This window comes from Streptomyces kurssanovii, from assembly GCF_040677245.1.
GTDB lineage: Bacteria > Actinomycetota > Actinomycetes > Streptomycetales > Streptomycetaceae > Streptomyces > Streptomyces kurssanovii.
On record NZ_JBFAQK010000056.1, the window covers coordinates 1 to 23,826 of the forward strand.

Annotated in this window: 20 protein-coding genes and 2 pseudogenes; 13 read left to right on the top strand and 9 right to left on the bottom strand. The window is 71.4% G+C overall.

Annotated elements, in window-relative coordinates; all coding sequences use genetic code 11:
• Positions 1 to 63: 63 nt before the first annotated feature.
• Entirely contained in the window at positions 64 to 423 is a 360-nt protein-coding gene (locus AB0K36_RS28000) for a hypothetical protein (protein ID WP_307708747.1), read from the bottom strand.
• Positions 424 to 1,130: 707 nt separating this feature from the next.
• Between AB0K36_RS28000 and AB0K36_RS28005 the strand changes: the two genes are divergently transcribed.
• Positions 1,131 to 1,481 (top strand): helix-turn-helix domain-containing protein, encoded by a 351-nt coding sequence (locus AB0K36_RS28005; protein ID WP_364599657.1) that lies wholly within the window; start codon positions 1,131 to 1,133, stop codon positions 1,479 to 1,481.
• Between the two features lie 15 nt (positions 1,482 to 1,496).
• On the opposite strand, the gene AB0K36_RS28010 is transcribed toward AB0K36_RS28005, so the two are convergent.
• Together AB0K36_RS28010 and AB0K36_RS28015 are read right to left on the bottom strand one after the other, a co-directional pair.
• The gene (locus tag AB0K36_RS28010) at positions 1,497 to 2,009 is read right to left on the bottom strand and encodes a hypothetical protein (protein WP_364599659.1); all 513 of its coding nucleotides are present in this window, start codon (positions 2,007 to 2,009) and stop codon (positions 1,497 to 1,499) included.
• 73 nt (positions 2,010 to 2,082) lie between these two features.
• Positions 2,083 to 2,856, bottom strand: a complete 774-nt coding sequence (locus AB0K36_RS28015) for an ArsR/SmtB family transcription factor (RefSeq protein WP_364599723.1) — start codon at positions 2,854 to 2,856, stop codon at positions 2,083 to 2,085.
• Between the two features lie 116 nt (positions 2,857 to 2,972).
• On the opposite strand from AB0K36_RS28015, the gene AB0K36_RS28020 reads away from it, so the two are divergent.
• Positions 2,973 to 3,506 (top strand): GNAT family N-acetyltransferase, encoded by a 534-nt coding sequence (locus AB0K36_RS28020; protein WP_364599660.1) that lies wholly within the window; start codon positions 2,973 to 2,975, stop codon positions 3,504 to 3,506.
• Positions 3,507 to 3,549: 43 nt separating this feature from the next.
• On the opposite strand, the gene AB0K36_RS28025 is transcribed toward AB0K36_RS28020, so the two are convergent.
• Positions 3,550 to 4,245 (bottom strand): GntR family transcriptional regulator, encoded by a 696-nt coding sequence (locus AB0K36_RS28025; protein ID WP_364599662.1) that lies wholly within the window; start codon positions 4,243 to 4,245, stop codon positions 3,550 to 3,552.
• Between the two features lie 235 nt (positions 4,246 to 4,480).
• Here AB0K36_RS28025 and AB0K36_RS28030 point away from each other — a divergent pair, with 235 nt between their 5' ends.
• From AB0K36_RS28030 to AB0K36_RS28040, 3 genes are read left to right on the top strand one after another with little or no spacing between them, the layout of a single operon-like run.
• Positions 4,481 to 5,245 carry a LamB/YcsF family protein gene (locus AB0K36_RS28030; protein ID WP_364599664.1) on the top strand — a complete coding sequence of 255 codons (765 nt, stop codon included), beginning with the start codon at positions 4,481 to 4,483 and terminating at the stop codon, positions 5,243 to 5,245.
• A complete protein-coding gene (locus tag AB0K36_RS28035) occupies positions 5,242 to 5,898 on the top strand; it encodes a 5-oxoprolinase subunit B family protein (RefSeq protein ID WP_364599666.1) in 657 nt (218 codons plus the stop codon). Before AB0K36_RS28030 ends, AB0K36_RS28035 begins: the two co-directional genes overlap by 4 nt.
• Positions 5,895 to 6,764 (top strand): 5-oxoprolinase subunit C family protein, encoded by an 870-nt coding sequence (locus tag AB0K36_RS28040; protein ID WP_364599668.1) that lies wholly within the window; start codon positions 5,895 to 5,897, stop codon positions 6,762 to 6,764. Before AB0K36_RS28035 ends, AB0K36_RS28040 begins: the two co-directional genes overlap by 4 nt.
• 61 nt (positions 6,765 to 6,825) lie before the next feature.
• Here AB0K36_RS28040 and AB0K36_RS28045 read toward each other — a convergent pair whose 3' ends face one another.
• Both AB0K36_RS28045 and AB0K36_RS28050 read right to left on the bottom strand, forming a co-directional pair.
• On the bottom strand, positions 6,826 to 7,011 hold the full coding sequence (locus AB0K36_RS28045; protein WP_364599670.1) for a DUF397 domain-containing protein: 186 nt from the start codon (positions 7,009 to 7,011) through the stop codon (positions 6,826 to 6,828).
• Positions 7,008 to 7,912 (bottom strand): annotated as a pseudogene (locus tag AB0K36_RS28050) (helix-turn-helix domain-containing protein). Before AB0K36_RS28050 ends, AB0K36_RS28045 begins: the two are co-directional and overlap by 4 nt.
• A gap of 203 nt (positions 7,913 to 8,115) precedes the next feature.
• On the opposite strand from AB0K36_RS28050, the gene AB0K36_RS28055 reads away from it, so the two are divergent.
• On the top strand, positions 8,116 to 8,751 hold the full coding sequence (locus tag AB0K36_RS28055) for a GNAT family N-acetyltransferase (protein ID WP_364599672.1): 636 nt from the start codon (positions 8,116 to 8,118) through the stop codon (positions 8,749 to 8,751).
• 637 nt (positions 8,752 to 9,388) lie between these two features.
• On the top strand, positions 9,389 to 11,479 hold the full coding sequence (gene fusA / locus AB0K36_RS28060; RefSeq protein WP_364599674.1) for an elongation factor G: 2,091 nt from the start codon (positions 9,389 to 9,391) through the stop codon (positions 11,477 to 11,479).
• 100 nt (positions 11,480 to 11,579) lie between these two features.
• On the opposite strand, the gene AB0K36_RS28065 is transcribed toward fusA, so the two are convergent.
• Complete coding sequence (locus tag AB0K36_RS28065; protein WP_364599676.1) at positions 11,580 to 12,548, bottom strand: AraC-like ligand-binding domain-containing protein; 969 nt, start codon at positions 12,546 to 12,548, stop codon at positions 11,580 to 11,582.
• A gap of 295 nt (positions 12,549 to 12,843) precedes the next feature.
• On the opposite strand from AB0K36_RS28065, the gene AB0K36_RS28070 reads away from it, so the two are divergent.
• Both AB0K36_RS28070 and AB0K36_RS28075 read left to right on the top strand, forming a co-directional pair.
• On the top strand, positions 12,844 to 13,359 hold the full coding sequence (locus AB0K36_RS28070; RefSeq protein WP_364599678.1) for a peptidoglycan-binding domain-containing protein: 516 nt from the start codon (positions 12,844 to 12,846) through the stop codon (positions 13,357 to 13,359).
• A gap of 160 nt (positions 13,360 to 13,519) precedes the next feature.
• Complete coding sequence (locus AB0K36_RS28075; protein WP_364599680.1) at positions 13,520 to 14,053, top strand: SMI1/KNR4 family protein; 534 nt, start codon at positions 13,520 to 13,522, stop codon at positions 14,051 to 14,053.
• Positions 14,054 to 14,255: 202 nt separating this feature from the next.
• On the opposite strand, the gene AB0K36_RS28080 is transcribed toward AB0K36_RS28075, so the two are convergent.
• The gene (locus AB0K36_RS28080; protein ID WP_435877948.1) at positions 14,256 to 15,626 is read right to left on the bottom strand and encodes a DUF8814 domain-containing protein; all 1,371 of its coding nucleotides are present in this window, start codon (positions 15,624 to 15,626) and stop codon (positions 14,256 to 14,258) included.
• 305 nt (positions 15,627 to 15,931) lie between these two features.
• On the opposite strand from AB0K36_RS28080, the gene AB0K36_RS28085 reads away from it, so the two are divergent.
• Positions 15,932 to 16,735, top strand: coding sequence for a peptidoglycan DD-metalloendopeptidase family protein (locus AB0K36_RS28085; RefSeq protein ID WP_364599682.1), 804 nt, complete (start codon positions 15,932 to 15,934; stop codon positions 16,733 to 16,735).
• 135 nt (positions 16,736 to 16,870) lie between these two features.
• On the opposite strand, the gene AB0K36_RS28090 is transcribed toward AB0K36_RS28085, so the two are convergent.
• Complete coding sequence (locus tag AB0K36_RS28090; protein ID WP_364599684.1) at positions 16,871 to 17,668, bottom strand: alpha/beta fold hydrolase; 798 nt, start codon at positions 17,666 to 17,668, stop codon at positions 16,871 to 16,873.
• A 343-nt stretch (positions 17,669 to 18,011) separates the two neighbouring features.
• On the opposite strand from AB0K36_RS28090, the gene AB0K36_RS28095 reads away from it, so the two are divergent.
• From AB0K36_RS28095 to AB0K36_RS28105, 3 genes and pseudogenes are all read left to right on the top strand, one after another.
• On the top strand, positions 18,012 to 19,013 hold the full coding sequence (locus AB0K36_RS28095) for a helix-turn-helix domain-containing protein (protein ID WP_364599686.1): 1,002 nt from the start codon (positions 18,012 to 18,014) through the stop codon (positions 19,011 to 19,013).
• 151 nt (positions 19,014 to 19,164) lie between these two features.
• Complete coding sequence (locus AB0K36_RS28100; RefSeq protein ID WP_364599688.1) at positions 19,165 to 20,643, top strand: glutamate-cysteine ligase family protein; 1,479 nt, start codon at positions 19,165 to 19,167, stop codon at positions 20,641 to 20,643.
• A gap of 205 nt (positions 20,644 to 20,848) precedes the next feature.
• Positions 20,849 to 23,549 (top strand): annotated as a pseudogene (locus AB0K36_RS28105) (cellulose binding domain-containing protein).
• Positions 23,550 to 23,826: the final 277 nt, after the last annotated feature.

The window sequence follows — 23,826 nt, forward strand, 5'->3', positions numbered from 1 at the left end:
GCCCGACCGGCGCGCGCCGGTCGGGCCCTCTTCATGTGCTGTCACTGCCTCGTAGGGGTGGATTCACTGGTCGGAATAGCTGAAGTCGCCGACGGTCCAGGCGCTGACGTCCTCGATGGAGACGCGGTACATGCCGCCTGTTTCCGGGATCCCCACCGTGCCCTGGAGGATCCGCGCCACGTGGAAGTGCAGATGGGTGGGCGGGCCCTGCCGGGCGGGGGAGGCGCTGAAGGCGCCGGAGAACGCGCGGAGGCTCTCCGAATCCGTCAGGACCTCCGACACACGCTGCCTCCACACGGCTTCGGGGGCCAGCCGGCCCGTGATGACAGCGCCACCGGTGACCACGGTCAGAGACATGAGATTGCTTTGCCCGGACTCCACCAGGGCGGCCACGTCGACGAGCAGAGCGTCAGGTTTCGACATGACAGGCGAGTTTATTTCACCCCGGCCCTCTGCACTGCTGCGGTGTCGGTGTCCTGCCGCCGGCGGGCCCCCGTCCGGGCCGCGTCCGGCCCCGGCCACGCTTCTGAGCAGGGCAGGGAGCATCGGCAGGGCGCTGGCGTCGATCTCACGTTACTTCCGTCCCGAGCACCCAAAAATCTATGCTCGCCGTAGTAGACATTCGTCCCCGCGGTGGTTAGTGTTCCTGTTGTAGCCGAGATCAGAGAGAGCCCGGCAGAGACGAACTGCCGAGCAGTAGCAGTACGCAGTACCCGCAGTTCGGTGCGGTGGTGGAGTTCCGGAGCCGGTTTCGCAGGATGGCGACGGGGCTGGCCCCGCACTGGGTGGCCCGCGGTGATGAGGGGCCACCGGAAGCAGTACCGAGTACCAGGAAAGTGGCACATCGCGACCGTCCGCGGTCGCCCGGAGGAAGGAACGGAGGAAGCAGACGCCATCAGGATCGCCCGGGAGAGGAAGACTCCCCGGGTACCGCAAGACCCCGGAACGGAAGGTGGTCCCCGGTCACGCATTCGCGATCCCCGCGCTCCCGTCCCTCTTCGGGGCGATGCCGCGGAAACAGAAGGTCGGCGCAGGACTAGGGCCGACAGATGGTGTTCAATTTCCTTCGGGGCCCTGGTGCCGTACGGCACCAGGGCCCCTCGACGCGTTCTTACGAAGAAGAGGTGCAGATGACAGCGGATAATGCGCTCGGCGGACGGCTCGACGACGACGACTACCCCGCCTACACGATGGGACGGGCCGCCGAGATGCTGGGCACCACGCCCGGCTTCCTCCGGGCGATCGGTGAAGCGCGGCTGATCACCCCGCTGCGCTCCGAGGGCGGTCACCGGCGCTACTCGCGGTACCAGCTGCGCATCGCCGCCCGCGCGCGTGAACTCGTCGACCAGGGCACCCCTGTCGAAGCCGCCTGCCGCATCGTCATCCTCGAGGACCAGCTCGAAGAAGCGCGGCGCATCAACGCCGAGATCCGCCGTGCCGCCGGACAGTCGGCCGAGAGCTCCGGCGAGGTCTCCGGCTGAGCCGACCCTTCCGTGTCACGTCGCGGCTCGGCCCCCGGCGCCGTCCGGCAGCAGTGCCAGGAGTTGTCGCGTGTGGCCGGGCAGCTCCACTTCCGCCAGCCCCGTGACGAGGTCCTTCAGCGGCACGGGCTGATCCACCAGGACCTTGCCGCCGGACAGCAGCCGCGTGGGCACCGGTGTGGCGAGTTCGGCCTCGCTCAGTGCCGGTCCGCCGAACGCGCAGAGAGCCTCTCCTTGCAGGCGAACGCGGTCCCGGAGCCTCTCGTTGCCACCGGCGAGCGCGATGACGCGTTCGATGGTCCAGGTGTCGAGAGCGATGCGGTTGTCGTACGTCGTGTTGGCCCCCGAAGCGACACAGGATGCGGCCGCGACGGTGGCGGCGCTGACGAGCGAGACGTGCGCCAGGATCTGGTCGGCGTTCCACTCGCCGGCCGGCGGGACGGCGACGGCGTCGCCGGACCCGGCAACCGTGGCGGCGGCGTCGAGCAGCGCCCGGTAGGCGTCCCTGAGCGGGGTGGTGTCCATCATGTCTTCTGCTTTCTGCGATCGTGCGCGGAGTGAAGACGGGGGCGGCGACGATCGCCGCCCCGGGTGGGTGCGGCTACATGTCCCACGGCGCCTGCGGCAGGACTTCGCCGGTCTCGAGCAGGGACTTGAGGTTCGCCAGCACGGCCGGCCATCCCTGCGAGATTCCTTCGAGCATCTCCCGGTCGGGGAGGTTCTCGTGGGTCACCGTGAGGCGGACGATGTCCTCGTGCGGCTCGACAAGGAACGTCACCACCGAGCCTCCGCCGGGCGCCTCGGTCCCCAGCGGGTCCTCGAAGGTGATGACCAGGCGCATCGGGGGCTCGGCCTCGATCACCCGGCCGACGACGTCGACCTTGTCCGATCCGTCGACGCGCCGGTGCTCCCACGTCGAGCCGGGCTGCCAGTCGGAGACGTTGGCGTGTCCCCAGAAGCGCGCGGTCAGGTCCGCGTCCGTCAGGGCTTTCCACACCTGCTCCGCGCTCGCGCGGATGTAGGTCACGTAGACGTAGGTCGGCACGGGCTGTGGTGCCTCGGTCATGGCGTACTCCTCTGCCTGGTGCTTGATGGCGCCGAGCGCTTGCAGGCGGGGCCTGTCGAACTCTGAGATCCAGCGCTCCTCGATCCGGTGGATCGGTCCCGGATCGAGGTAGTGCAGCCGCTCCCGTCCGCGCCGTACGACGGTGACGAGGCCGGCCCGCACCAGGACGTCGAGATGCTGCGTCGCCGACTGGCGGGCCATGGAGAGGTGTTCGCACAGCTCCTGGAGCGTCCGGCCGTTGTGTTCGCGCAGGCGGTCGAGCAGGAGCCGCCGGGTGGGGTCGGCCAGCGCCTTGAAGACCCGGTCCATCGCTGTCGCCTCGTCGCTCACTCCTCGATTATGCAGGCATCTGCCTGCATAACGCCAGCGGCGCGCCGAGGGGGCGCCGGGAGCAGGCCGGACGTCACCCGGAGCAGGCCGGACCGGTGGGATGGGTCGCCGACGCGGCGGCTACCGTCCGGTGGGCGGTGAACCGCGTGCTCTGGCCGCTGCGCGACCGGGAAGCCGGCGCCGAGCACACCGAACTACGGGCGAGGCAGCGCACGTTGGCCGCCGACGGTGAAGCGGTCGCCCTCGCCGTCGTACTGCCCGGTGAGCCGGGCCTCGGCAGCGGTCGGGGCGGGCGGGTCATCGGCGACCTCACCCTCATCCTCGTCAGCGCCGCCCACGCCCAGGTCGCGGTCGGACGGGTCCTGCACCCGGGCTTCCAGGGCAGGGGCTACGCCCACGAGGCGGCCGCGGCCCTCCTCGACCTCGCCACCGGCCTGGGCGCCCACCGGGTCGCGGCGACGGTGGACGCGGCCGACGAGCCCTCCCTGGCCCTCTGCGCGCGTCTCGGCATGCGCAGGGAAGCGCCGTTCCGGCAGGACCGCTACGGCGACACAGGCCGGCGCGACACCGTGATCCATGCCCTCACGCGGGACGAATGGCTCGCCGCGCGGGCAACCTCGGCCGGCTGACGGGCTGACGGGCGGGCGGAGCGCCGCGCGGGCCCAGGGTGCTTCAGGGGCCGAGGAGTTCGGAGTACCGGTCGACCAACTGTCGCTCCGCGTCGTCGAGATACGCCGCGAGCAGCAGTTCGGCCTTGGTGCGGTCCGCCGTCTTGAGGGCGGAGAGGATCTCGCGGTTGCGCTCCAGATACGGTTCGTGGAAGCCGCGTGGATTGTCCATCGTGTGGAAGACCAGGCGCAGTTCGGCGAGGATGCCGCGCATCAGGTCGTCGAGGCGTCTGCTGCGGGCGAGGGCCACGACGGCGTGGTGGAAGTGGATGTCGGCGGTGCCGAGGTCGCGCCACGCGCCCTCCTTCGCGGCCTTCTCGCCCTCGGCGACGGCCGCCTCCGCGTGGCTCAGGTCGAAGGGCGGGTCCTCGAGGCCGCGTACCGCCGCGCACTCGATGAGTCTGCGCACCTGGTAGATGTCGGTGACGTCCTGCACGGTCAGCATGCGCACGAAGACGCCGCGGTTGAGCTCGTGGACCAGCAGTCGTTCGTGCGTGAGCAGGCGGAACGCCTCGCGCAGGGTGTTGCGGGAGATGCCCAGGGCGCCGCCGATGGCGTCCTCCGACAGCTTGCTCCCCGGCGGCAGGTACCCCTCGGAGATGCGCGTGCGCAGGATGTCCGCGACCCGGTCGGCGGTGCTGGAGCGTCCGAGCAGGGCGCGGTCGCCGGCGAGCACGGCAGGGTCGACCTCGGCTGTCATGTGTCCGTCCTTCTCGCACGGCCGGCGGTCGTCCGGCGGCTCCCGGGACTGCGCCGGTTGTCCGGGTCAGTCAACCGGAAATCATTGAACGAAACAACAGAGACCTTGTCGGATCGTTCAACGATTTTCTATGTTGTGTGGTGTGATCGTGAACGCGGCCCGACCGCCGCAGGTGCGCCCGGAGCAGCGCGGTGGTACCTCCTGACCGACGGACCGTTCCCAAGGAGACCAAGCGGTGACAGACCTCGTGATCGACCTCAACGCGGACCTCGGAGAGGGCTTCGGGCGATGGACCCTCACCGACGACGAGGCCCTGCTGTCCCTGGTCACCAGCGCGAACGTCGCCTGCGGCTTCCACGCGGGCGATCCCGGCACCATGCGCCGCGTCTGCGACACGGCCGCCGAGCGCGGCGTACGGATCGGGGCCCAGGTCTCCTACCGGGACCTCGCCGGCTTCGGCCGCCGGGCCATGGACGTGCCGGCGGACGAGCTCGCCGACGAGGTCGCGTACCAGATCGGCGCCCTCCAGGCGTTCGCCCGCGCCGCCGGAGCGGCGGTGAGCTACGTCAAGCCCCACGGAGCCCTCTACAACCGGGTGGTGGCCGACCAAGAGCAGGCGGCCGCGGTGGCCGCCGGCGCCCGGCTGGCCGACCCCGGGCTCGTGGTGCTGTGCCTGCCCGGCTCCGCCATGCACGCGCAGGCGGCGCGGGTCGGCCTCCCCGTCGCCGAAGAGGCGTTCGCCGACCGCGCCTACACGGCGGCCGGGACGCTGGTTCCCCGGAGCACCCCCGGTGCGGTGATCACCGATCCGGCGGAGGTCGCCCGCCGGGCCGTCGCTCTCGCGCGGGACGGCCGTGTCACCGCGCTGACCGGCGAGCCGGTGGCGGTACGGGCACGATCCCTGTGCGTGCACGGCGACACCCCGGGAGCGGTCGCGGCGGCCGGGCAGGTGCGCGCGGCGCTCGACGCGGCAGGGATCAGGGTGGAGGCGTTCGTATGAGGCTGAGACCGGTCGGGGAGGATTCCCTGCTCGTGGACCTGGACACGCCGGAAGAGGCGCAGGCCTGGCATGCCCGGATCCTCGACCGGTGCGGCCGGGGAGTCCCTGTGCCGGTGCGCGACATCGTGCCGGGGGACCGGACCGTGCTCCTCTACGGCGTCGCCGACGTCCACGCCATGGAGGCCGAGCTGAGCCGGTGGTCCGTTCCCCTGTCGGCGGCCGCCGGCGGGCCTCTGGTCGAGATCCCGGTGCGCTACGACGGGGCCGATCTCGGCGCCGTCGCCGACCTGTGGGGCGTCACCGAGGACGAGGTGGCGCGGATCCACAGCGGTACGGAACACCGGGTGGCGTTCTGCGGATTCGCCCCGGGGTTCGCCTACATGCTCGGCCTCGGCGAGCGGTACCACGTGCCGCGCCGTTCCGCGCCCCGCACGTCGGTGCCCGCGGGGTCGGTGGCGCTCGCCGGCCCCTACACCGGTGTGTATCCGCGGGCCTCGCCGGGCGGCTGGCAGCTGATCGGGACGACCGGGGCGCGCCTGTGGGACCTCGAACGCGAGCCCGCGGCACTGTTGATACCCGGCACGCGCGTGCGCTTCGTCCCCGAGGAAGCCCCGCCGGGAGCCGCATCGGCCGCGAGGCGGCGCCCGGCATGAGCGGCGGCACGCTGGACGTCGTACGGGCCGGCGCCCTCACCACCGTCCAGGACCTCGGCCGGTCCGGTCACGCCGGGCTCGGCGTACCGCGGGCCGGGGCCCTCGACCTGCCCGCGCACCGGCTCGCGAACCGGCTGGTGGGCAACCCCGCCGACGCGGCGACCCTGGAGACCACGCTGACCGGGGTCGCGGTGCGGACCGACCGCTCGGTGGTGGCCGCCGTGACGGGGGCGCCGGCGCCGGTGCGGGTGAACGGCCGGCCGGCGGCGTGGGGAACGGCCGTGCGTCTGCCCGCCGGCGCCGTGCTCGACGTGGGCGCGCCGACCAGCGGCCTGCGCAGCTATGTCGCCGTCGGCGGAGGCATCGCGGTCGCCCCCGTGCTGGGCAGCCGCTCCACCGATCTGCTCTCCGGGCTCGGTCCGGCCCCGCTCAGGGACGGGGAGACGGTGCCCCTCGGCGAGGTGACCGGCCCACCGCTGCACGCCGACACGCTGCTGTGGCCGGCGCCGCCGGAGGAACTGGTGCTGCCCCTGCTGCTCGGGCCGCGCGACGACTGGTTCACCGCCGCCGCGGTGGACACCCTCGCCAGGGGCCGCTACGAGATCTCCCAGCACAGCAACCGCATCGCCCTGCGGCTGGAGGGCCCGCCGCTGGAGCGGGCCGTGCACCGTGAAATGCCGAGCGAAGGAATGGTGGTCGGCGCGGTGCAGGTGCCGCCCGACGGCCGGCCCGTGGTCTTCCTCGCCGACTGCCCCACCACCGGTGGTTATCCCGTGATCGGGGTCGTCCCCGAGAGCCTGCTGTCCCCGGCCGCGCAGGCCGTGCCGGGGCTGACGGTCCGCTTCGTACCGCGACGCCACCGATGACCAGTGATCAAGTGTGCGCCCCGGAACCGGACGTGAACCGGCGCGGGGCGCTCCTCCGGTGTCAGGCCCGGGCGGCGTACGAGACGAAGCTCGTCCACGACGCGGGTGACACGGCGAGTTCAGGGCTCTGTTCGACCTTGGAGTCCCGGACGTGGACGGTCGCGGGGGTGGTCGCCACTTCGACGCAACTGTCGCCGGAGCTGCCGCTGTAACTGCTCTTGAACCAGGCCAGTTCTGTGGTGCTCATGCTGCTCCTCGCATCCGCCGCAGCAGGCTCAGGGATTCCTCCAAGGAGTGAGCCTGTGACCGCATCCTGGCATACCGCATCTGGAGCATGCTGACCACTTTGGGGTCGGAGATGAGCTGTCCGCTCTCCTGCCCCTCGCAGTAGCCGTACCACTTGTTGTCCGGCGTCTCCAGGAGCTGCATCGGACCGTCGATACCGGCGTGGGTCACTCGTCTCTGCGGCATGACCTGGACCTCGATGTTCCGAAGCGCCGCGAGCTCGAGGACGTGGTGGAGAAGCTCCGGGCCGGCGCCCACCCCGCGCTGGAGCACATGCTCCTCGACGATGAAGCTGAACGCCGTGTTCGGCCGTTCCCGCAGCAGTCTCTGACGCTCCGTCCGCGCGGACAGCATGGCCTCGATCTGGTCGTCGCCGAGTGGCGGCAGGCGCTCCGAGAACAGCGTGCGCGCGTACGCCTCCGTCTGCAGCAGGCCCGGGATCAAACGGCACTCGTACGTATAGAGGTTGACCGACTCCGCCTCCAACTGCGCCCACTGCCGGAACCAGCTCGCCAGTCCCGGCCGCCGCGACAGATGCCGTGCCGCGCCCGCAGCGCGCCGAAGGCGTCGAGCACCTCCTCCGCCCGGTCGACGAACGCCGCCGGAGGGAACCGGCGGCCCTGTTCGATGGAGGCGACGGTCGGCACCGAGTACCGCACCTGCGGAGCAAATTGTTCCTGCGTCAGCCGCGCACGCTTCCGGAACGCCTTGACCACCTCGCCGAACGCCTTGAGGCTGTCCGAACTCTCCGGCTCGGCGGCGCTCGTGGCGCCGTTCACGTCCCCGGGCGGACCGCCCGGTACGCAACGGGCGCCGTCCGCCTCGCTGTTCCCGTCGTCACCGCTGGTCTCGCACGCCGCCATGCCGGCCACCTTCCACGTACCGTGTCGCAACCGGCCCATGGTCCTGTCCGGTTGACCCCCTCGTCCACCGTGCGTACTCGTACGCTGACTCTGCGTACGAGTTCTGGATCGGTGCGCAGGCCGTACGCGCGTCCCACGGCCGGAGACCTCGACGGTGGGAAACGCCTTGTGGGAGCGCTCCCACTCCTGTAGACATGCGCCGCATGGACCTCGTTCCCTTTGTGCGCCGCTACCGGCCCTCGGACCGGGCGGCGCTGGCGGACATCTGCGTCAGAACGGCTCATGAGGGCGGGGACTCGACGTCGCTCTATCCGGATCCCGGGCTGATGCCGACGCTGTTCGCCTTCCCCTACGTCGAGTTGGAGCCCGAGTTCGCGTTCGTGCTGGACGACGGCACCGGGCACGCCGTCGGCTACATCCTGGGCGCCTGTGACACCCCGCGCTTCGCGGAGCGGTTCCGCGCCGAGTGGCTGCCGGTCGTGGCGGATCGGTACCCCGAGCCGGCGGGAGAGCCGGCGACCCCCGTCGAGGAGATGCTCGTACTCCTGCACCGGCCGGAACGGATGGTGCTGCCGGAGCTGGCGCCCTTCCCGGCGCATCTGCACATCGATCTGCTGCCGGAGTGGCAGCGACGCGGCTTCGGACGCGCCCTGATGTGGGCGCTGCTGCAAGCCCTGGAGGCCGCTGGGGTGCCGGCCGTGCACCTCTGCATGGTGCGGGCCAACACCGCCGCGCGGGCCTTCTACGGACGCCTTGGTTTCCGGGAGATCGATGTGCCGGACCCCGGTCCGGTCCTGTACCTGGGCCGGTCGACGGCACGCGCGGAGCCTGCGGGATGACGAAGGCGGTGCCCGCGCGATGAAGAAGGCGGCGCCCGCGCGATGAAGAAGGCGGTGCCCGCGCGATGACGAAGGCGGTGCCCGCGCGATGACGAATGCGGTGCCCGCCGGACGGACGGCGGGCACGGCCTTCGTCACGCGCCTCAGTGGCCGGCGGCCTCGGGGGAGCGCCGTGGAAGCGTCGAGTCGACGACGGCCCGGCCGACGAAAGCCGGATCCGAACCGCCGGGTCGGAAAACCGGTGTCGGGAGCCCGGCCCGGCTCCCTAGACTCGGCCCGCGCGGTGCACACGGCATCGCAGCGCCGTCCGGCGTCGGATCGAGGGGAGCACGACCATGCGTTGCCGCACTGCCGTCGTCGTTCCCCGGTCACGCTACGACGTGATCCTGATGTCCACGCCCACCCGGTGCCGGCTGCGCGGCCGCCACCGGAAGCCCGTGACGAACGCCTGATCCCCGCCTGCCCGGTGCGCGACCGCAAGGTCGCCCGCCCGGCATGCCGTCATGCGCCCGTGCCCGTTCGGGCAGGGACATGTGCCCGTGCCCCCTTGCCGGGGACGGCGCCGGATCCGCGACCGAGGCCCCTCGCACGGGAATCGCGCTGCCTGTCTCCCGACACACCTGAAAGGCCATGGGCCGTGCGCACCGACCCGCGACACCGATCCGTTCCCACCAGTCCGCTGACCCGCGTCAGGAACCTGGGCATCCTCGCCCACGTCGACGCCGGCAAGACCACCGTGACCGAACGGATCCTGTACCTCACCGGAGCCACCCACAAACGGGGAGAGGTCCATGACGGCACGACCGTCACCGACTTCGACCCGCAGGAGCGCGACCGCGGCATCACCATCTTCGCCGCGGCCGTCAGCTGCGACTGGGACGGCCACCGGATCAACCTGATCGACACACCCGGCCATGTCGACTTCGCCGACGAGGTCGAGCGTTCGCTGCGGGTTCTCGACGGCGCTGTCGCCGTGTTCGACGCCGTCGCCGGGGTCGAACCGCAGAGTGAGGCCGTGTGGCGGCAGGCCGACCGGCACGGCGTGCCCCGGATCGCGTTCGTCAACAAGCTGGACCGCGCGGGCGCGGACCTGGACCAGGCCGTCGGGTCGATCAGGGAACGGCTGCGCACGGTCCCGCTGGTGGTCCAACTGCCCGTCGGACAGGAGGACGGCTTCACCGGCGTGGTGGATCTGCTGCGCATGCGCTCGCTGATCTGGACCGCCGGCCGGGACACGTACGAGGAAGGCCCGGTGCCGGAAGCTCTGTTGGCGGAGGCGGCACGACGCCGGCGCCTGCTGGAGGAGGCCGTGGCCGAACTCCACCCCGTCGCACTGGAGGAGTTCTGCGAAAGGTCCGCCCTCTCGGAGCCGACCCTGGCCGGTGCGCTGCGCGACCTGACCCTCAGCGGTGAGGGCGTCGTCGTGCTGTGCGGTTCCGCGTACCGCAACTGCGGGATCGAGCCGTTGCTCGAGGCCGTCGTCGCGTATCTGCCCTCGCCGCCGGACGTACCGCCGGTGCGGGGCACGCGGGACGGTGCCGAGCAGGAGCGGCCGGCGGACCCGGAGGCGGCGTTCGCGGGGCTGGTGTTCAAGGTGAACTCCACCTCCACGGGCAGGCTGACGTATGTGCGCGTCTATTCGGGCACGATCACGAAGGGGGACACGGTGCTGGACGTGGGTGCGGGCCGTTCGGAACGGATCGGCAGGATCCTGCGCGTACAGGCCGACCGGCACGCCGAGGTGGACCGGGCCGAGGCCGGGGACATCGTGGCCCTGGTCGGACCGAAGGCCGCCCGCTCCGGGGCGACCCTGTCCACGCCGGACGCGCCGCTGCTCCTCGAACCGCCCACTGCGGCCGCCCCGGTCGTCACCGTGGCGGTCGAGGCGCGCAGCCGCCTCGACACCGACCGGCTGGCGACGGCGCTGGCCCGACTGGTCGAGGAGGACCCCTCCCTGACCGTCCGGACCGACCCGGAGACCGGTCAGACGGTGCTGTCGGGCATGGGCGAACTGCACCTGGAGGTCGCTGTGGAGAAGATCCGCCGCGCCCACGGGCTGGAGGTCGGCGTCGGCCGTCCCCAGGTGGCGTACCGCGAGACCGTCGTCCGCGGCGTGACCGGTCTGGTGTACCGGCACGTCAAACAGGACGGCGGCGCCGGGCAGTTCGCGCATGTCGTCCTCGACGTCGCACCGCTGGATGCGGACGACGACCGTGCGGAGGGCTTCGCGTTCTCGTCGACCGTCACCGGTGGACGGGTGCCGCAGGAGTTCGTCCGCGCGGTGGAGGCCGGCTGCCGGGACGCCCTGGCGGAGGGCCCCCTCGGGGGCCATCCGGTGACCGGGCTGCGCGTGACGCTGACCGACGGGGCCACGCACACGAAGGACTCGTCGGAGATGGCGTTCCGGGCAGCGGGCCGCTTCGGGCTGCGTGAAGCGCTGCGTACCGGCGTGATGGCGCTGCTCGAACCGGTCGTCGAGGTCACGGTCACCGTGCCCGACGACGCGGTCGGAACCGTCCTCGGCGACCTCGCGGCCAGGCGCGGACGCGTCTCGGGCCAGGCGACACGGTCCGGTACGGCGGTCGTCACCGCGACCGTGCCGCTGGCCGAGCTGTTCGGCTACGCGAACCGGCTGCGCAGCCGCACCCAGGGCCGTGGCACCTTCACCACCCGGCCCGCCGGCTACGCGCCGGCACCGGCGTCGGTGACGGGCGGGGCGCTGACGTAGCACCGCCGGCGCGGGGCCGTCCTTAGGGGGCCGGCCCCGCGTCCGGCCCCGGACCGGGCGTCCGGGGCCGGTCACTCGAAGCGCGGGCGCGCGGAGCCCGTCACGCCGAGGAGCGGGGGTGGTTCTGGTCACGCCAGGCCCGGGGCGGGATTCCGTATGCCTGCTTGAACACCTTGCTGAAGTGGGTCGCGTCCACGAAGCCCCAGCTCCGTCCTATCGCCGCGACGGTCCGCAGTCGGCCGTTCGGGCCGGCCAGCTCCCGCCGGCATTCGGCCAAGCGTCGCGCACGGATCCAGTCCCCGAGACTGATGCCCGACCGGGACAGCACAGCGTAGAGATGGCGCACGGAGATGCCGTGCGCGGCGGCGATCCGTGCGGCCGACAGATCGGGGTCGGCCAGGTGCGCCCGGATGTAATGAGTGATCCGCAGGCCGAGCGTCGCCTCCAACGGCTCCCTGGCCAGGCCGGAGTTGCCGTGCTGGGACATCAGGACGGCACGGAGCAGTTCGATGCTGGGCTCTGCGACGGCGTCGGCGTGTGTCCCCTCGTACAACTCGTCGCTGACGGCCAGTTGGGAGAAGTAGGTGGAGGCGAGGCGCGCGACGGGATTGTCGGATCCCAAGGTGATGGTGGTGGTGTCCCGCAGCAGCCGGTCGGGCAGCGCGAGTGCCGCGCGGGGGAAGCGGATGAAGTGGTGGTCGACTCCCTCGTCGAAGAGAAGTGTGTAGGGAGCGATCGATTCGTAGACGGCGAATTCGCCCGGCCGCAGTACGCACTGGCGACCGTTCTGCGCCACCAGGCTGGTGCCCGTCACCTGCAGGCCGAGGAAGACGGCCGGCTCCTCGTCCTGCCGGGCCAGCCGCTCCGTCCGGCGGACAGTGACCGCGGTCGCCCGCGCCGAACAGATCCTGAGCGGTCCCACCGTGCCGAGCCCTATGCGAACGGAGATGTCCTCAGCGGCAGGACGGTGGTCGATGTCGACCGCCACCACGGATTCCCACACCGCGTGCCGGATCACTTCCTCCCGGTCCCGCGGCGGTATGAACGCGGTGTCCAGTACCGGGCTCATGAGACCGGCCTTCGGCTGCGTCGGTCATGGAGCCGGCCTGACAGCACCTCGGCCCGTTCCCCCACAAGTCACCCCTCGGCACGGACGGTTCCCGACAACAGTCTGTCGGGCCTTTCTCCCGCTGTGCAACGGCTTGGCCGGGCACGCAGGCCCCGCCTGACGCGGCGCCGACCGAGGCGGTGCACCACCGGCAAAGTTCCCTGCACGGATGGCAAAGTCCGAAGCCCGCGACGACCCTAAGGTCCATGGGCGAGGCCGTCACCGAGACGACATCACCGACCAGAAGGATTGCATCGTGCAACGAGTATCGACGTCGCTCCGCATGCGGAGCGGAGTGCTGGGGACCTTGGCGCTCCTCTTCGCCGCCGGCCTGACGGCCAGCCCGATGATGACCGCGCCGGCCCACGCCGCCTACGGCCCCTGCAACACCACCTCGTGGCGCGACGTGCCCCATCTCTCCGGCACCAGCAACGAATACAAGATCCCGGCCCGCACGGACAACGGGCTCTCCTGCTACTTGGGCTACCAAGTGGGTTCCAGCTCGGCGATCGAGGCTCTTCAGCAAGCCATCATGATTTGCTACGGCGGCACGTGGGCAGCCCAGAGGATCGGCAACTCCGGTGGCGCCGACGGCAGTTACGGCCCTGCCACGGTCGAGGCCGTCAGGTGGCTCCAGATCAACAGGCTCGGACTCACGGGCAGTGCCGCCGACGGCGTCTACGGTCCCAATACCCGGAGCCGTATGGAGTGGCCTCACTATTACAACCGCGGCGCGCTCCTGAACAGCTGCAGCAACCCGTCGACGCTCTGACCGGACCGGCCGGGTCACGTCCGACGACGTGACTTGACGGACGCGAGGGCCACCAGCGACTCATCGTCGCCGGTGGCCCTCACGTCCGTCGCCGCCGCGGGACCTGGGCGTCCACGCAGGAGGGAAAGCCTCATTGATCCTTGGAAGCAGGACCCCCGTCATGACCAACGCCCTTGCGCGTCTTCTCGAAATCGTCCCAGCGCCGAGCGAGCCCCGTCAGAAGGACTGGCGCGAGGTCGAGCGCAGCCTCGGGGTCGGGCTTCCCGCCGACTACAAGGAACTCGTCCGCGTCTATGGGGGAAGTAACTGGGACGACTATCTGTACGTCCTGGAGCCCGGCTGCCCCAACGAGAACTACGACCTCGTCGAATGGGCGGAGCGCCAGGCCGAAGACCTGGAAGACCTGTGGGAATTCGAGAGGAAGCCGGCGGAACTGCAGGTCGAGGGGGCCCGAGTCATCCCATGGGCGACCACGGACAACGGAGAATGCCTCTACTGGCTTGCTCGGCCGGGCCTTGAGCCGGACCGATGGACCGTCATGGTGAACGAGGCGCGCGGCGACCGGTGGGAGCACTTCTCCGTATCCTGCACGCAATTCCTCGCGTCTTCCCTTGACGGAGCGCTGCAGTCGGACATCCTCTCGTCCGTGTTCCCCCGCGCTGCACATGAACTCCGCCGGCTCGGCGCGGTATGACGACGCGACGCTCTGTCGGCCGGCGAAGCAAGTGAACGTGCCGAGGCGGTGATCGCTGCGGCCTCCCGCTCAGCGGCGGCGGCATGACGCCGGCGATGTGCCGGGGGCCCGGACACTCTTCGACCCGGCCGGTCAGGTGCCGGCGCGCGGCCGGGGGAGCAGCGCGCCGGCAGGTGCCGAGGGTGGGTCGTCGGGGGACCGGTCAGCAGGTGGGGACGCCGGGGAGCCAGGCGTCCGCCACGTCGATGTAGATGTTGGAGACGTAGCCGCCGTAGTCGGGCAGGTAGGACCAGGCGTCGTTGCTGTAGCCGTCGGTCTGCACGAGCTGGCCGCGCACCTGGCAGCGGACCCGTACCGTCGTCGGGCCGGGGAGCGCCGTGACGCGGGTCGACGCGGTGGTGGCCGACTGGCGGACGCTGACGTCCGTCCCCCAGGTCGGGAAGGACTTGGTGGTGGTGCCGTCGCCGGTCCACAGGTAGGTGACGGTCACCCAGCCGTTGTCGCTCAGGCCGACGTTGTAGAAGGTGCCGTCCGCCAGGTCGATGCCGGCCGGGTTGAGCACCCGGCGGCCGAAGCCGTCGAGGCCGCCGTTGTAGCCGTTCTCGTAGGCCGCCTGGGCCTCGGGCATCCCCTGGGGAAGGTCCTTGAACGTCTCCCGTACCGAGGACGGGTTCCAGTGGTCGTCGCGGGTGTTCCACGGGCCGACGTCCCAGACCGGCGCCGTCTCGCAGCGGGCGGGCCCGCAGACCCGTACCGAGTACTCGGCGCTGCCCTTGGGGGAGAGCCCGCGCCGCGAGGGCAGGGCGACGAAGTGGTCGTTCGGCTTGATCACATGGCCGTTGGCGGTGGTTCCGCCGACGAGGCCCTCGCGGGTGGCGTAGACGCGGGCGGTGAACGGTTCGGCCGAGGCCGGGCGGGGAGCGGCGACGGGCACGCTGTCGGCGGTGAGCCGCAGGGAGCTCACGGCTGGGCCGGACCGGTTCGTGCCGCCCTGGAGGACCAGCCGTGCCTGGACCTCCGTGACGGTGCGGGGGAGTTCGGCCGGTACGCCGGCGAGAGCCTCCCGCCACTCGGTCCAGGGGCCGTTGCGGTCACGGCCGCGGATGTCGACCTCCACCGCGGCTCCCGGCGGGAGCTCCGCGCGGACCTCGGCGGCGACGCGGTTGGCGCCGGTCTCCAGGTGGTGCACCGGCAGCACGGCGGAGCCCTGGCCGCGCCCCGTGCCGGCCGAGGCGGACGGGAGCGTGGTGTCGCGGATGCGCAGCGCGCCGTTCGCGTGGCGGACGTTGGCGTCGTCGTCGGAGCCGCCTTCGGACCCGGCGGCCAGGTCCACGCTCCAGGAGACTCTGATGTCCGGGGACGGGGTCTTCTCCCGTGCCGTGCCGTCGGTGGCGGCCGGGGCGAACCGGTGGGCGGCTGCGCGGGACCCGTCCGAGGCGCCCGGCGCATCGGCGGCGGCGGCGCCCGTGCCCAGTGCCGCCGCGGTCAGCGCCAGCAGCGGCAGCATGCCGACCACCGGCCGGCGTCGTGCCGCGCCGCCGCCTGTCGTGGCGCTCGTTCGTCTCCAGCGCATGGTCTCGTTCCCCTTCGTCGAGTCGTGTCCGGTCGCGTTCCGTCGGGAGTTGCGTCGACTTGTCACATCTGTGTCTTCGGCACGTTCGGGGCGTGGGCGAGCCGGCGGCCCGGGTCTTCGGCCGTCAGGGTGCGGCCGACAGGGTGACGGGGCGGGGTTGTCAGGTGCAAGACATTCGATCCTGGGCGAACGGCGGCCCTGTGTTCTTGTCATGGACAAGGCGTCCCGTTACGTTCCCGGGGTCTCACAGCGTCCGCGGCTCGACGTGACCCCCGCAGAGCCGCCTCCCCCACCAAGGAGCAATCGTGAGGTTCCTCAGACGCCTTCCCGCCGTGGTCGCCGCCGCCGTCCTCGTGCTCACGGGGCTGTCCGCCGTCCCGGCGCACGCCGGCGGGTCCGCCGCGGCGGCTGCCGGGCCCAACTTCAAGGCCCCCTATCCCTGCGGTCAGCGGTGGACCTACAGCCATCACTCCGCCGAGGTCCGCCGCGCCCTCGACTTCGTGCGCGCCGACGGCGGAACGACCGCCGGCACACCCGTCCTCGCCTCGGCCGCCGGGACCGCCACCCGCCACTACCAGGCCGGCGGTGCAGGGAACTACATCGTCATCGACCACGGCGGCGGCTGGAAGACGTACTACTTCCACCTCGCCGCCTACTCCGTCGCGAGCGGCGAGTACGTGGGCCAGGGCCGGCAGATCGGCACCACCGGAAGCACCGGCAACTCCTCCGGCGCCCACATCCACTACGAGCAGCTCTACAACGGCGTCGGCCAGAACATCGTCATCAACGGCTCGGGACTCTCCTACCCGGGCAGCTACCACCAGGCGTATCTGACCAGTGACAACGGCTGTGGCGGCACCGGCACGCCGTTCAACACCTGGGGCAGCGGCGTCAACGTCCGCGCCGACGCCCGCCTGAGCGCCCCCGTCGTCACCACGTTGGGCGGGCCGACCGCCGTGCGTGTCCTGTGCCAGAAGCAGGGCGACACGGTCAACGCCGAGGGATACACGAACAACTGGTGGAGCAAGCTCCGCGACCAGAACGGTTTCATCAGCAACATCTACATCGACCACCCGGACGCGGTGCTGCCCGGCGTGCCGCTCTGCTGACCACTCGTCGCCCGCCGTCGGTGCGGCGCGCGGGAACCCGCCGAGGAAGGGCTCCGGTCACGGAGCCCTTCCGTCGTTCCGGCATTCGATCTCGCTCCCGGACGACGCCGCAGCGGCCCAGCGTGGTGGTGATGGCTATGTGCGCCCGCGCAGCAGTGGCCTGATCGTCCGGACGAGGTCGTCCGGACGATCGAACTGGGGCGTGTGGGAGCCAGGTGTCCTCACCACCTCGAACCCCGTCCGCTCGGCCAGCCACACAGCGATCTCGTGGAAGGAGCCCGGTGAATTCTCGCCGACCAGGACATGGCCGGGCGCGGTGACGCCGGCGAGCGCCGAATCGTCGGGGCGGTAGGACTCGAACGTGCCCAGCTCCAGGCCGACCAGCGTCTCACCGTTCGAGGTCATTCTGTCGCGCAGGCCCGTGGGCAGGCGGTCCCAGGTCGCATCGCCGACCACGAAGCGGAAGAAACGGTCGACAGCTGCCGGAGGTCCTCCCTGTGCCATCCCCTCCTGAATGGCCGCAGCCACGCTCGTCTGGGCTGCCGCCGGGTCGTCCAGCACCGAGATCATCGGAGGCTCGTGCAACACCGCGGAGCGGACAACTCCTGGATGGCGGAGCATCAGATCGAGGGCGAAGATCGCCCCGTAGCTGTTGCCGTACACGGTGGCGGGAGCGAGCCCGAGCTCGGAGAGAAGCCCCGCCGCGTCGTCGGTCTGCTCGGCCACCGACGTCGTCTCCCAGCCGTCGGGACGGAGACTGCGCGAGTTGCCCCGACGGTCGTAGGTGAGCACGGTGAACTCGTCCGCGAGCAGCTCCGCGACGTGTTCGAAATGTCCGGCGTCACCGGACGCGCCGGCGATGAACATGACCGGCGGGCCGGTGCCCCGCAACTCGTAGTAGATGTCCGCCCCGTTCACGGTGATCGACGGCACGGCGACCTCCTCCACTCGGTGCTCGGCCCCCGTCCGCAGGATGCTGCCGGCCCCTGGCGGGGGGACGCGGCGCGGCGAACGGTGTCACCTGCGGGTGGGCGCGTCGAGCGGCCGAACGGCAGTGATCTGCTGTCTCCGGCCCGCGGGAGTCCGCTGCCTCGCGGGTCGCCGCACCACCGTCGGCGGCACCGCACGCCGAAACCGCTTCCACAGCTCGTCCGGCACCGACTGCCCGACGGGACGGGTGCAGGTCTCGTCGACGATCGCCGGACTCCGAAGGAAGCGAGGACTTAGACTCCGGTCGGCGGCGCACGGGACGCCGGCGACCACCGGGGGTGGGCCAGTGCTGCGAGTGGACTTCAGCAGCGGGGAGCTGTCCCGGCTGCGTGTCGCGCCCGGCGTCGATCCGCTGTGGGAGACCGCCCTCAGCCTGCATCTGCTCCAGAACCGGCAGGCCGCGCTCGCCTTCGACCCCTGGCGGCGCGAGGCCCGTGCCGCGCTGGGCCGCGCCGGACTCGTCCCGGCGACCAGAGCGCTGATGGGGCTGTGCCCGCCCACCGGATACTTCCCCGACTTCCTGACACCCGGGTGCGGCGACACGGACCTCGACACCGTCCTCGACCGGGTGCTCGCCACGCCCAGGCGACGGCTGGCGGCAGAGCTCCTGCGGCTGTACGCCGACACCGGCCGCGCCGTCCCGCCCGGCGTGCGGCCCCTCGCCGAGGGCAGGCCAGAGGCGCTGCGGCGGCTCGCCCGGTCACTGCGCGGCTACTACACCGTGGCCGTCGAGCCGTACCTGTCCGTCATCCGTACGCAGGCCGCCGCCGACCGCGCCGCGCGGGCCGACGCCGCGCTGCTCCGCGGTGCCGAGGGGCTGCTCGCCGGGTACGACGAGCTTCCTGGATGGCGGTGCGAGAGCGGGAAGCTCCGGGCCCCGTACCCCGTGGACCGGGAACTGCGCCTCCAAGGCCGGTCGTTGACGCTCGTGCCGTCGTTCTTCTGCGTGCGCGCCCCGCTGGCCCTCGTCGACGAGGAACTGCCGCCGGTGCTGGTGCACCCGCTGTCCCCCGAGCCGCAGTGGCTCGCCCGGTCGCGGCGTGCCGACCCCGTGTCGTCGGTCGCCCAGCTGATCGGCGCGTCCCGTGCCCGGCTGCTGCGGCAACTGGACCGTCCGATGACCACCACGGGCATCGCCGCGGCGCTGGGGCTCGCCGCCTCGACCGCGAGCCGCCATGTCTCCGTCCTCCGTGACGCGGGCCTGCTGTCGTCCCGCCGCCAAGGGGTCCGGGTGCTGCACCGCAGGACCCGGCTGGGCGACGACCTGCTGGCGGGCCCACCACGCTGAGGCGACGGGCCCGCGGGCCGGCCCGGGCGGCGGAGCCGGCCGTCACCCGGCGCGGGCGCCGGGTGACGGCCCGCACCGCTGGTCGGTGCGGCCGGGGAGTGGGACATTGAAGGGGAAGCCGTGCCCGCCCGACGAGACCCGGGGAGGGCCCATGGGGCGTGATGTCCCGGCGCTCGTCTTCACCCGAGACGACCGCCGCCGGTACCGGGAAAAGATGCAGAGCTGCCTCGACACGTTCGCGCAGATGCTGCGCGAGGCGCGCTTCGAGTCCGAACGCCCTCAGGTGGGTCTCGAGATCGAGCTCAACCTGGTGGACGAGGCCGGTGAGCCGGCGATGCGCAACACCGACGTCCTCGAGGCGATCGCCGACCCGGCCTGGTCGAGCGAGCTGGGCCGGTTCAACCTGGAGATCAACATTCCCCCGCGGACGCTGACGGCGGGCGGCCCCGACTCCTGGGAGCGGGAGATCCGCGACGCGCTCAACCACGCCGAGGACCGGGCTTCGGAGGTCGGTGCCCACCTGGCCATGGTCGGCATCCTGCCGACGCTGCGGCAGCGGGACGTGGGGGAGGCGGCACTGTCGGAGAATCCGCGCTACCGGCTGCTGAACGAGCAGGTCTTCGCGGCACGGGGCGAGGACCTGCGGATCGCGGTCGACGGCGTCGACAGGCTGCGCACCTACGCGGACACCATCACACCGGAGGCCGCCTGCACGAGTACGCAGTTCCATCTTCAGGTCTCGCCCGGAGAGTTCGCCGCCTACTGGAACGCCGCGCAGGTGGTCGCCGGGGTGCAGGTCGCGCTGGCGGCGAACTCGCCGTTCCTCTTCGGCAAGGAGCTGTGGCGGGAGACCCGTATCCCGCTGTTCGAGCAGGCCACCGACACCCGCCCGGAGGAGATCAAGGTGCAGGGGGTCCGGCCGCGGGTGTGGTTCGGCGAGCGGTGGATCAACAGCGTCTTCGACCTCTTCGAGGAGAACGTGCGCTACTTCCCCGCGCTGCTGCCCCTGTGCGACGAGGAGGACCCGCGCGCGACGCTCGAGGGCGGCGACGTCCCCGAACTGCCCGAGCTCACCCTGCACAACGGCACCATCTACCGCTGGAACCGTCCGATCTACGCCGTCGCCCACGGCAAACCGCATCTGCGCGTCGAGAACCGGGTCCTGCCGGCCGGTCCCACCGTCGCCGACATCCTCGCCAACGGAGCGTTCTACTACGGGCTGACCCGCGCGCTCGTCGACGAGGAACGGCCCGTGTGGTCACGCATGTCGTTCCAGGCGGCGGAGGACAATCTGCACGCGGCGGCCCGGCACGGCATCGACGCCCGCCTGTACTGGCCGGGGATGGGCGAGGTCCCCGCGGCGGAGCTGGTGCTGAGGCGGCTGCTCCCGATGGCCCACCGGGGGCTGGAGCTCTCCGGCATGGACTCGGCGTGGCGGGAACCGCTGCTCGGCATCATCGAGCAGCGCTGTGTCACCGGCCGTAACGGCGCGGTGTGGCAGGCGGAGATGTACCACCACATCGACTCCACCTCGCGGGTCGACCACCATGAGGCGCTGCGGCTGATGACGCGGCAGTACATCGACTACATGCATCTGAACGCGCCGGCGCACACCTGGCCCGTGGAATGAAGGACGGCGCTCTCTGGAGTGCTGGTCTGTGAAGCGCCGGTTGTGGACGCCGGTCCCTGGAACGTCAGTCATCGGATGAGTCCGCTGCACCACTCTTCTCCCGCCGGGCTCACCCCGCTACCATCGTCCGCATTGGGAGCGCTCCCACCTCCGTATACCACTCGTACCGCCGCCCTCGGCGGTCCTGCTCGGAGAGGACGTTTCCGTGCGCAGAAGCGCCAGACCACTCGCCGCCTTACTGGCGGCGTTCGCCCTGACCGCCGGGCTGTTCACCGCAGGCAGCCCGGCCGCGGCACGCTCGGGCGAAGCCGCCCCCGCCGCCGAACCATCCGATGTGTCGACGGCCGCGGACACCTACACCTGGAAGAACGTGCGCATCGACGGCGGCGGCTTCGTGCCGGGCATCGTCTTCAACCGCTCCGAGAAGGACCTCGCGTACGCCCGCACCGACATCGGCGGCGCCTACCGCTGGAACGAGGCGGGCAAGGAGTGGACCCCCCTGCTCGACTGGGTCGACTGGGACCGATGGGGCTGGACCGGGGTCGTGAGCCTCGCCTCCGACACGGTGGACCCGGACAAGGTGTACGCCGCGGTGGGCACGTACACCAACAGCTGGGACCCCACCAACGGCGCCGTCCTGCGTTCCTCCGACCGGGGCGCCAGCTGGCAGGCCACCACCCTGCCCTTCAAGCTCGGCGGCAACATGCCCGGTCGCGGCATGGGCGAGCGGCTCGCGGTGGACCCCAACAAGAACTCCGTGCTCTATCTCGGGGCCCCCAGCGGCCACGGGCTCTGGCGGTCCACCGACTCGGGGGGTGACCTGGTCGAAGGTGACCGCCTTCCCGAACCCCGGCAACTACGCCCAGGATCCGACCGACACCAGCGGCTACGCGAACGACAACCAGGGCGTCGTATGGGTGACCTTCGACGAGCGCTCCGGCAGGGCGGGCAGTGCCACACAGGACATCTACGTCGGGGTCGCCGACAAGGAGAACACCGTCTACCGCTCGACGGACGGCGGTGCCACCTGGTCACGGATCGCCGGACAGCCCACGGGCTATCTGGCCCACAAGGGCGTCCTCGACTCCGCGACCGGCCATCTCCATCTGACCCTCAGCGACACCGGCGGCCCGTACGACGGGGCCAAGGGCCGTATCGCGCGCTACGACACGGCGACCGGCGAGTGGAAGGACACCAGCCCGACCGCCGAGGCCGACACCTACTCCGGCTTCAGCGGGCTGAGCGTGGACCGGCAGCGGCCCGGCACCCTGATGGCCACGGCCTACAGCTCCTGGTGGCCCGACACGCAGATCTTCCGTTCCACGGACAGCGGTGAGACCTGGACCAGGGCGTGGGACTACACCAGTTACCCCGACCGCTCCTTCCGCTACACGCAGGACGTCTCGTCCGTGCCCTGGCTCTCCTGGGGCGCGAACCCGTCCCCTCCCGAGGTCACGCCCAAGCTGGGCTGGATGACGGAGGCGCTGGAGATCGACCCGTTCGACTCGGACCGGATGATGTACGGCACGGGAGCCACCGTCTACGGCACCGAGAATCTGCGGACCTGGGACTCCGGCGGCCGGATCACCATCACGCCCATGGTGAAGGGGCTCGAGGAGACGGCCGTCAACGACCTGGTGAGCCCGCCGTCGGGTGCGCCGCTGCTGAGCGCCCTCGGTGACATCGGCGGCTTCCGGCACACCGACCTCGACGCCGTGCCGCCTCTGATGTTCACCTCGCCGAACCTCTCGTCGACCACGAGCCTGGACTTCGCGGAGGCGGCGCCGGCCACGGTCGTACGGGTCGGCAACGCCGACGCCGCCCCGCACATCGGCTTCTCCACGGACAACGGGGCCAACTGGTTCCAGGCCTCCCAGCCTTCGGGCGTGACGGGCGGAGGCACGGTCGCCGCCGCCGCGGACGGCAGCGGCTTCGTCTGGAGCCCGGACGGCACCGGAGTGCACCACACCACCGGGTACGGCAACTCGTGGAAGCCGTCCACGGGGATCCCCGCCGGCGCGACGGTCGAGTCGGACCGCCGGAACCCGAAGAAGTTCTACGGGTACAAGGCCGGCACCTTCTACGTGTCGCAGGACGGCGGCGCCACGTTCACCGCCAGGGCGTCGAGCGGTCTGCCGCAGGAGGGCAACGTCCGCTTCAAGGCCGTGCCCGGCCTGGAGGGCGACGTATGGCTCGCGGGCGGCACGGCCTCGGGGACCTACGGGCTGTGGCACTCGACCGACTCGGGCGCGACCTTCCGGAGGGTCGAGGGGGTCGAGCAGGCGGACGCCGTGGGCTTCGGCAAGGCGGCTCCCGGCGCCTCGTACCAGACGGTCTTCGTCAGCGCGAAGATCGGCGGGGTGCGCGGCATCTTCCGGTCCACGAACGGCGGCGCCGACTGGACGCGGATCAACGACGACGCGCACCAGTGGGGCTGGACCGGCGCCTCGATCACCGGCGACCCGCGGGTCTACGGGCGGGTGTACGTGTCGACCAACGGGCGCGGCATCCAGTACGGCGAGTCGTCGGACGGTGGCGGTACCGATCCCGGGCCCGACCCCGACCCGGACCCGCCCGGGGGCGCGGGATGCTCGGTCACCTACAAGATCACCAACCAGTGGTCCGGCGGCTTCCAGGCCGATGTGACGCTGACCAACACGGGCAGCGCCGCCCTGGACGGCTGGCAGCTGCGCTGGAGCTTCCCCGACGGGCAGAAGGTCGGTCAGATGTGGAACGCCGCCCCTCGGCAGAGCGGCGCCGAGGTGACGGCCGAGAACGTCTCCTGGAACGGCAAGGTGGCCGCCGGCGCGTCGGTGTCGTTCGGATTCACCGGCAGCTGGTCGGGCCGCAACACCGCACCGGCGGCGTTCGCCTCGGGTGGTGAGACCTGCACCACAGGGAGCTGAGGAGATGAGGTCCGGTTCCTGGCCGGCGGGCGTGCCGGCCAGGAACCCGTGACCGATCGGCCTCGCCGGAGGGCGCGTTCGACGCCTGATGTCCAATATGGCTTGTTTTACCGTCTTACTCGTTAAGTCCAATTGAGTCTTGTTGTTGCGAGTTGGCGTTCTTGCGACGCTATGGCGGTCCGGACGGTTGCACGGAGAGCCCGTGATGTCGGTCACCCGGCCGACGGCCGGGGCGAAGATCCCGGAAGCGGTACTTCCCTTTCCCGCGAAGGGCTTT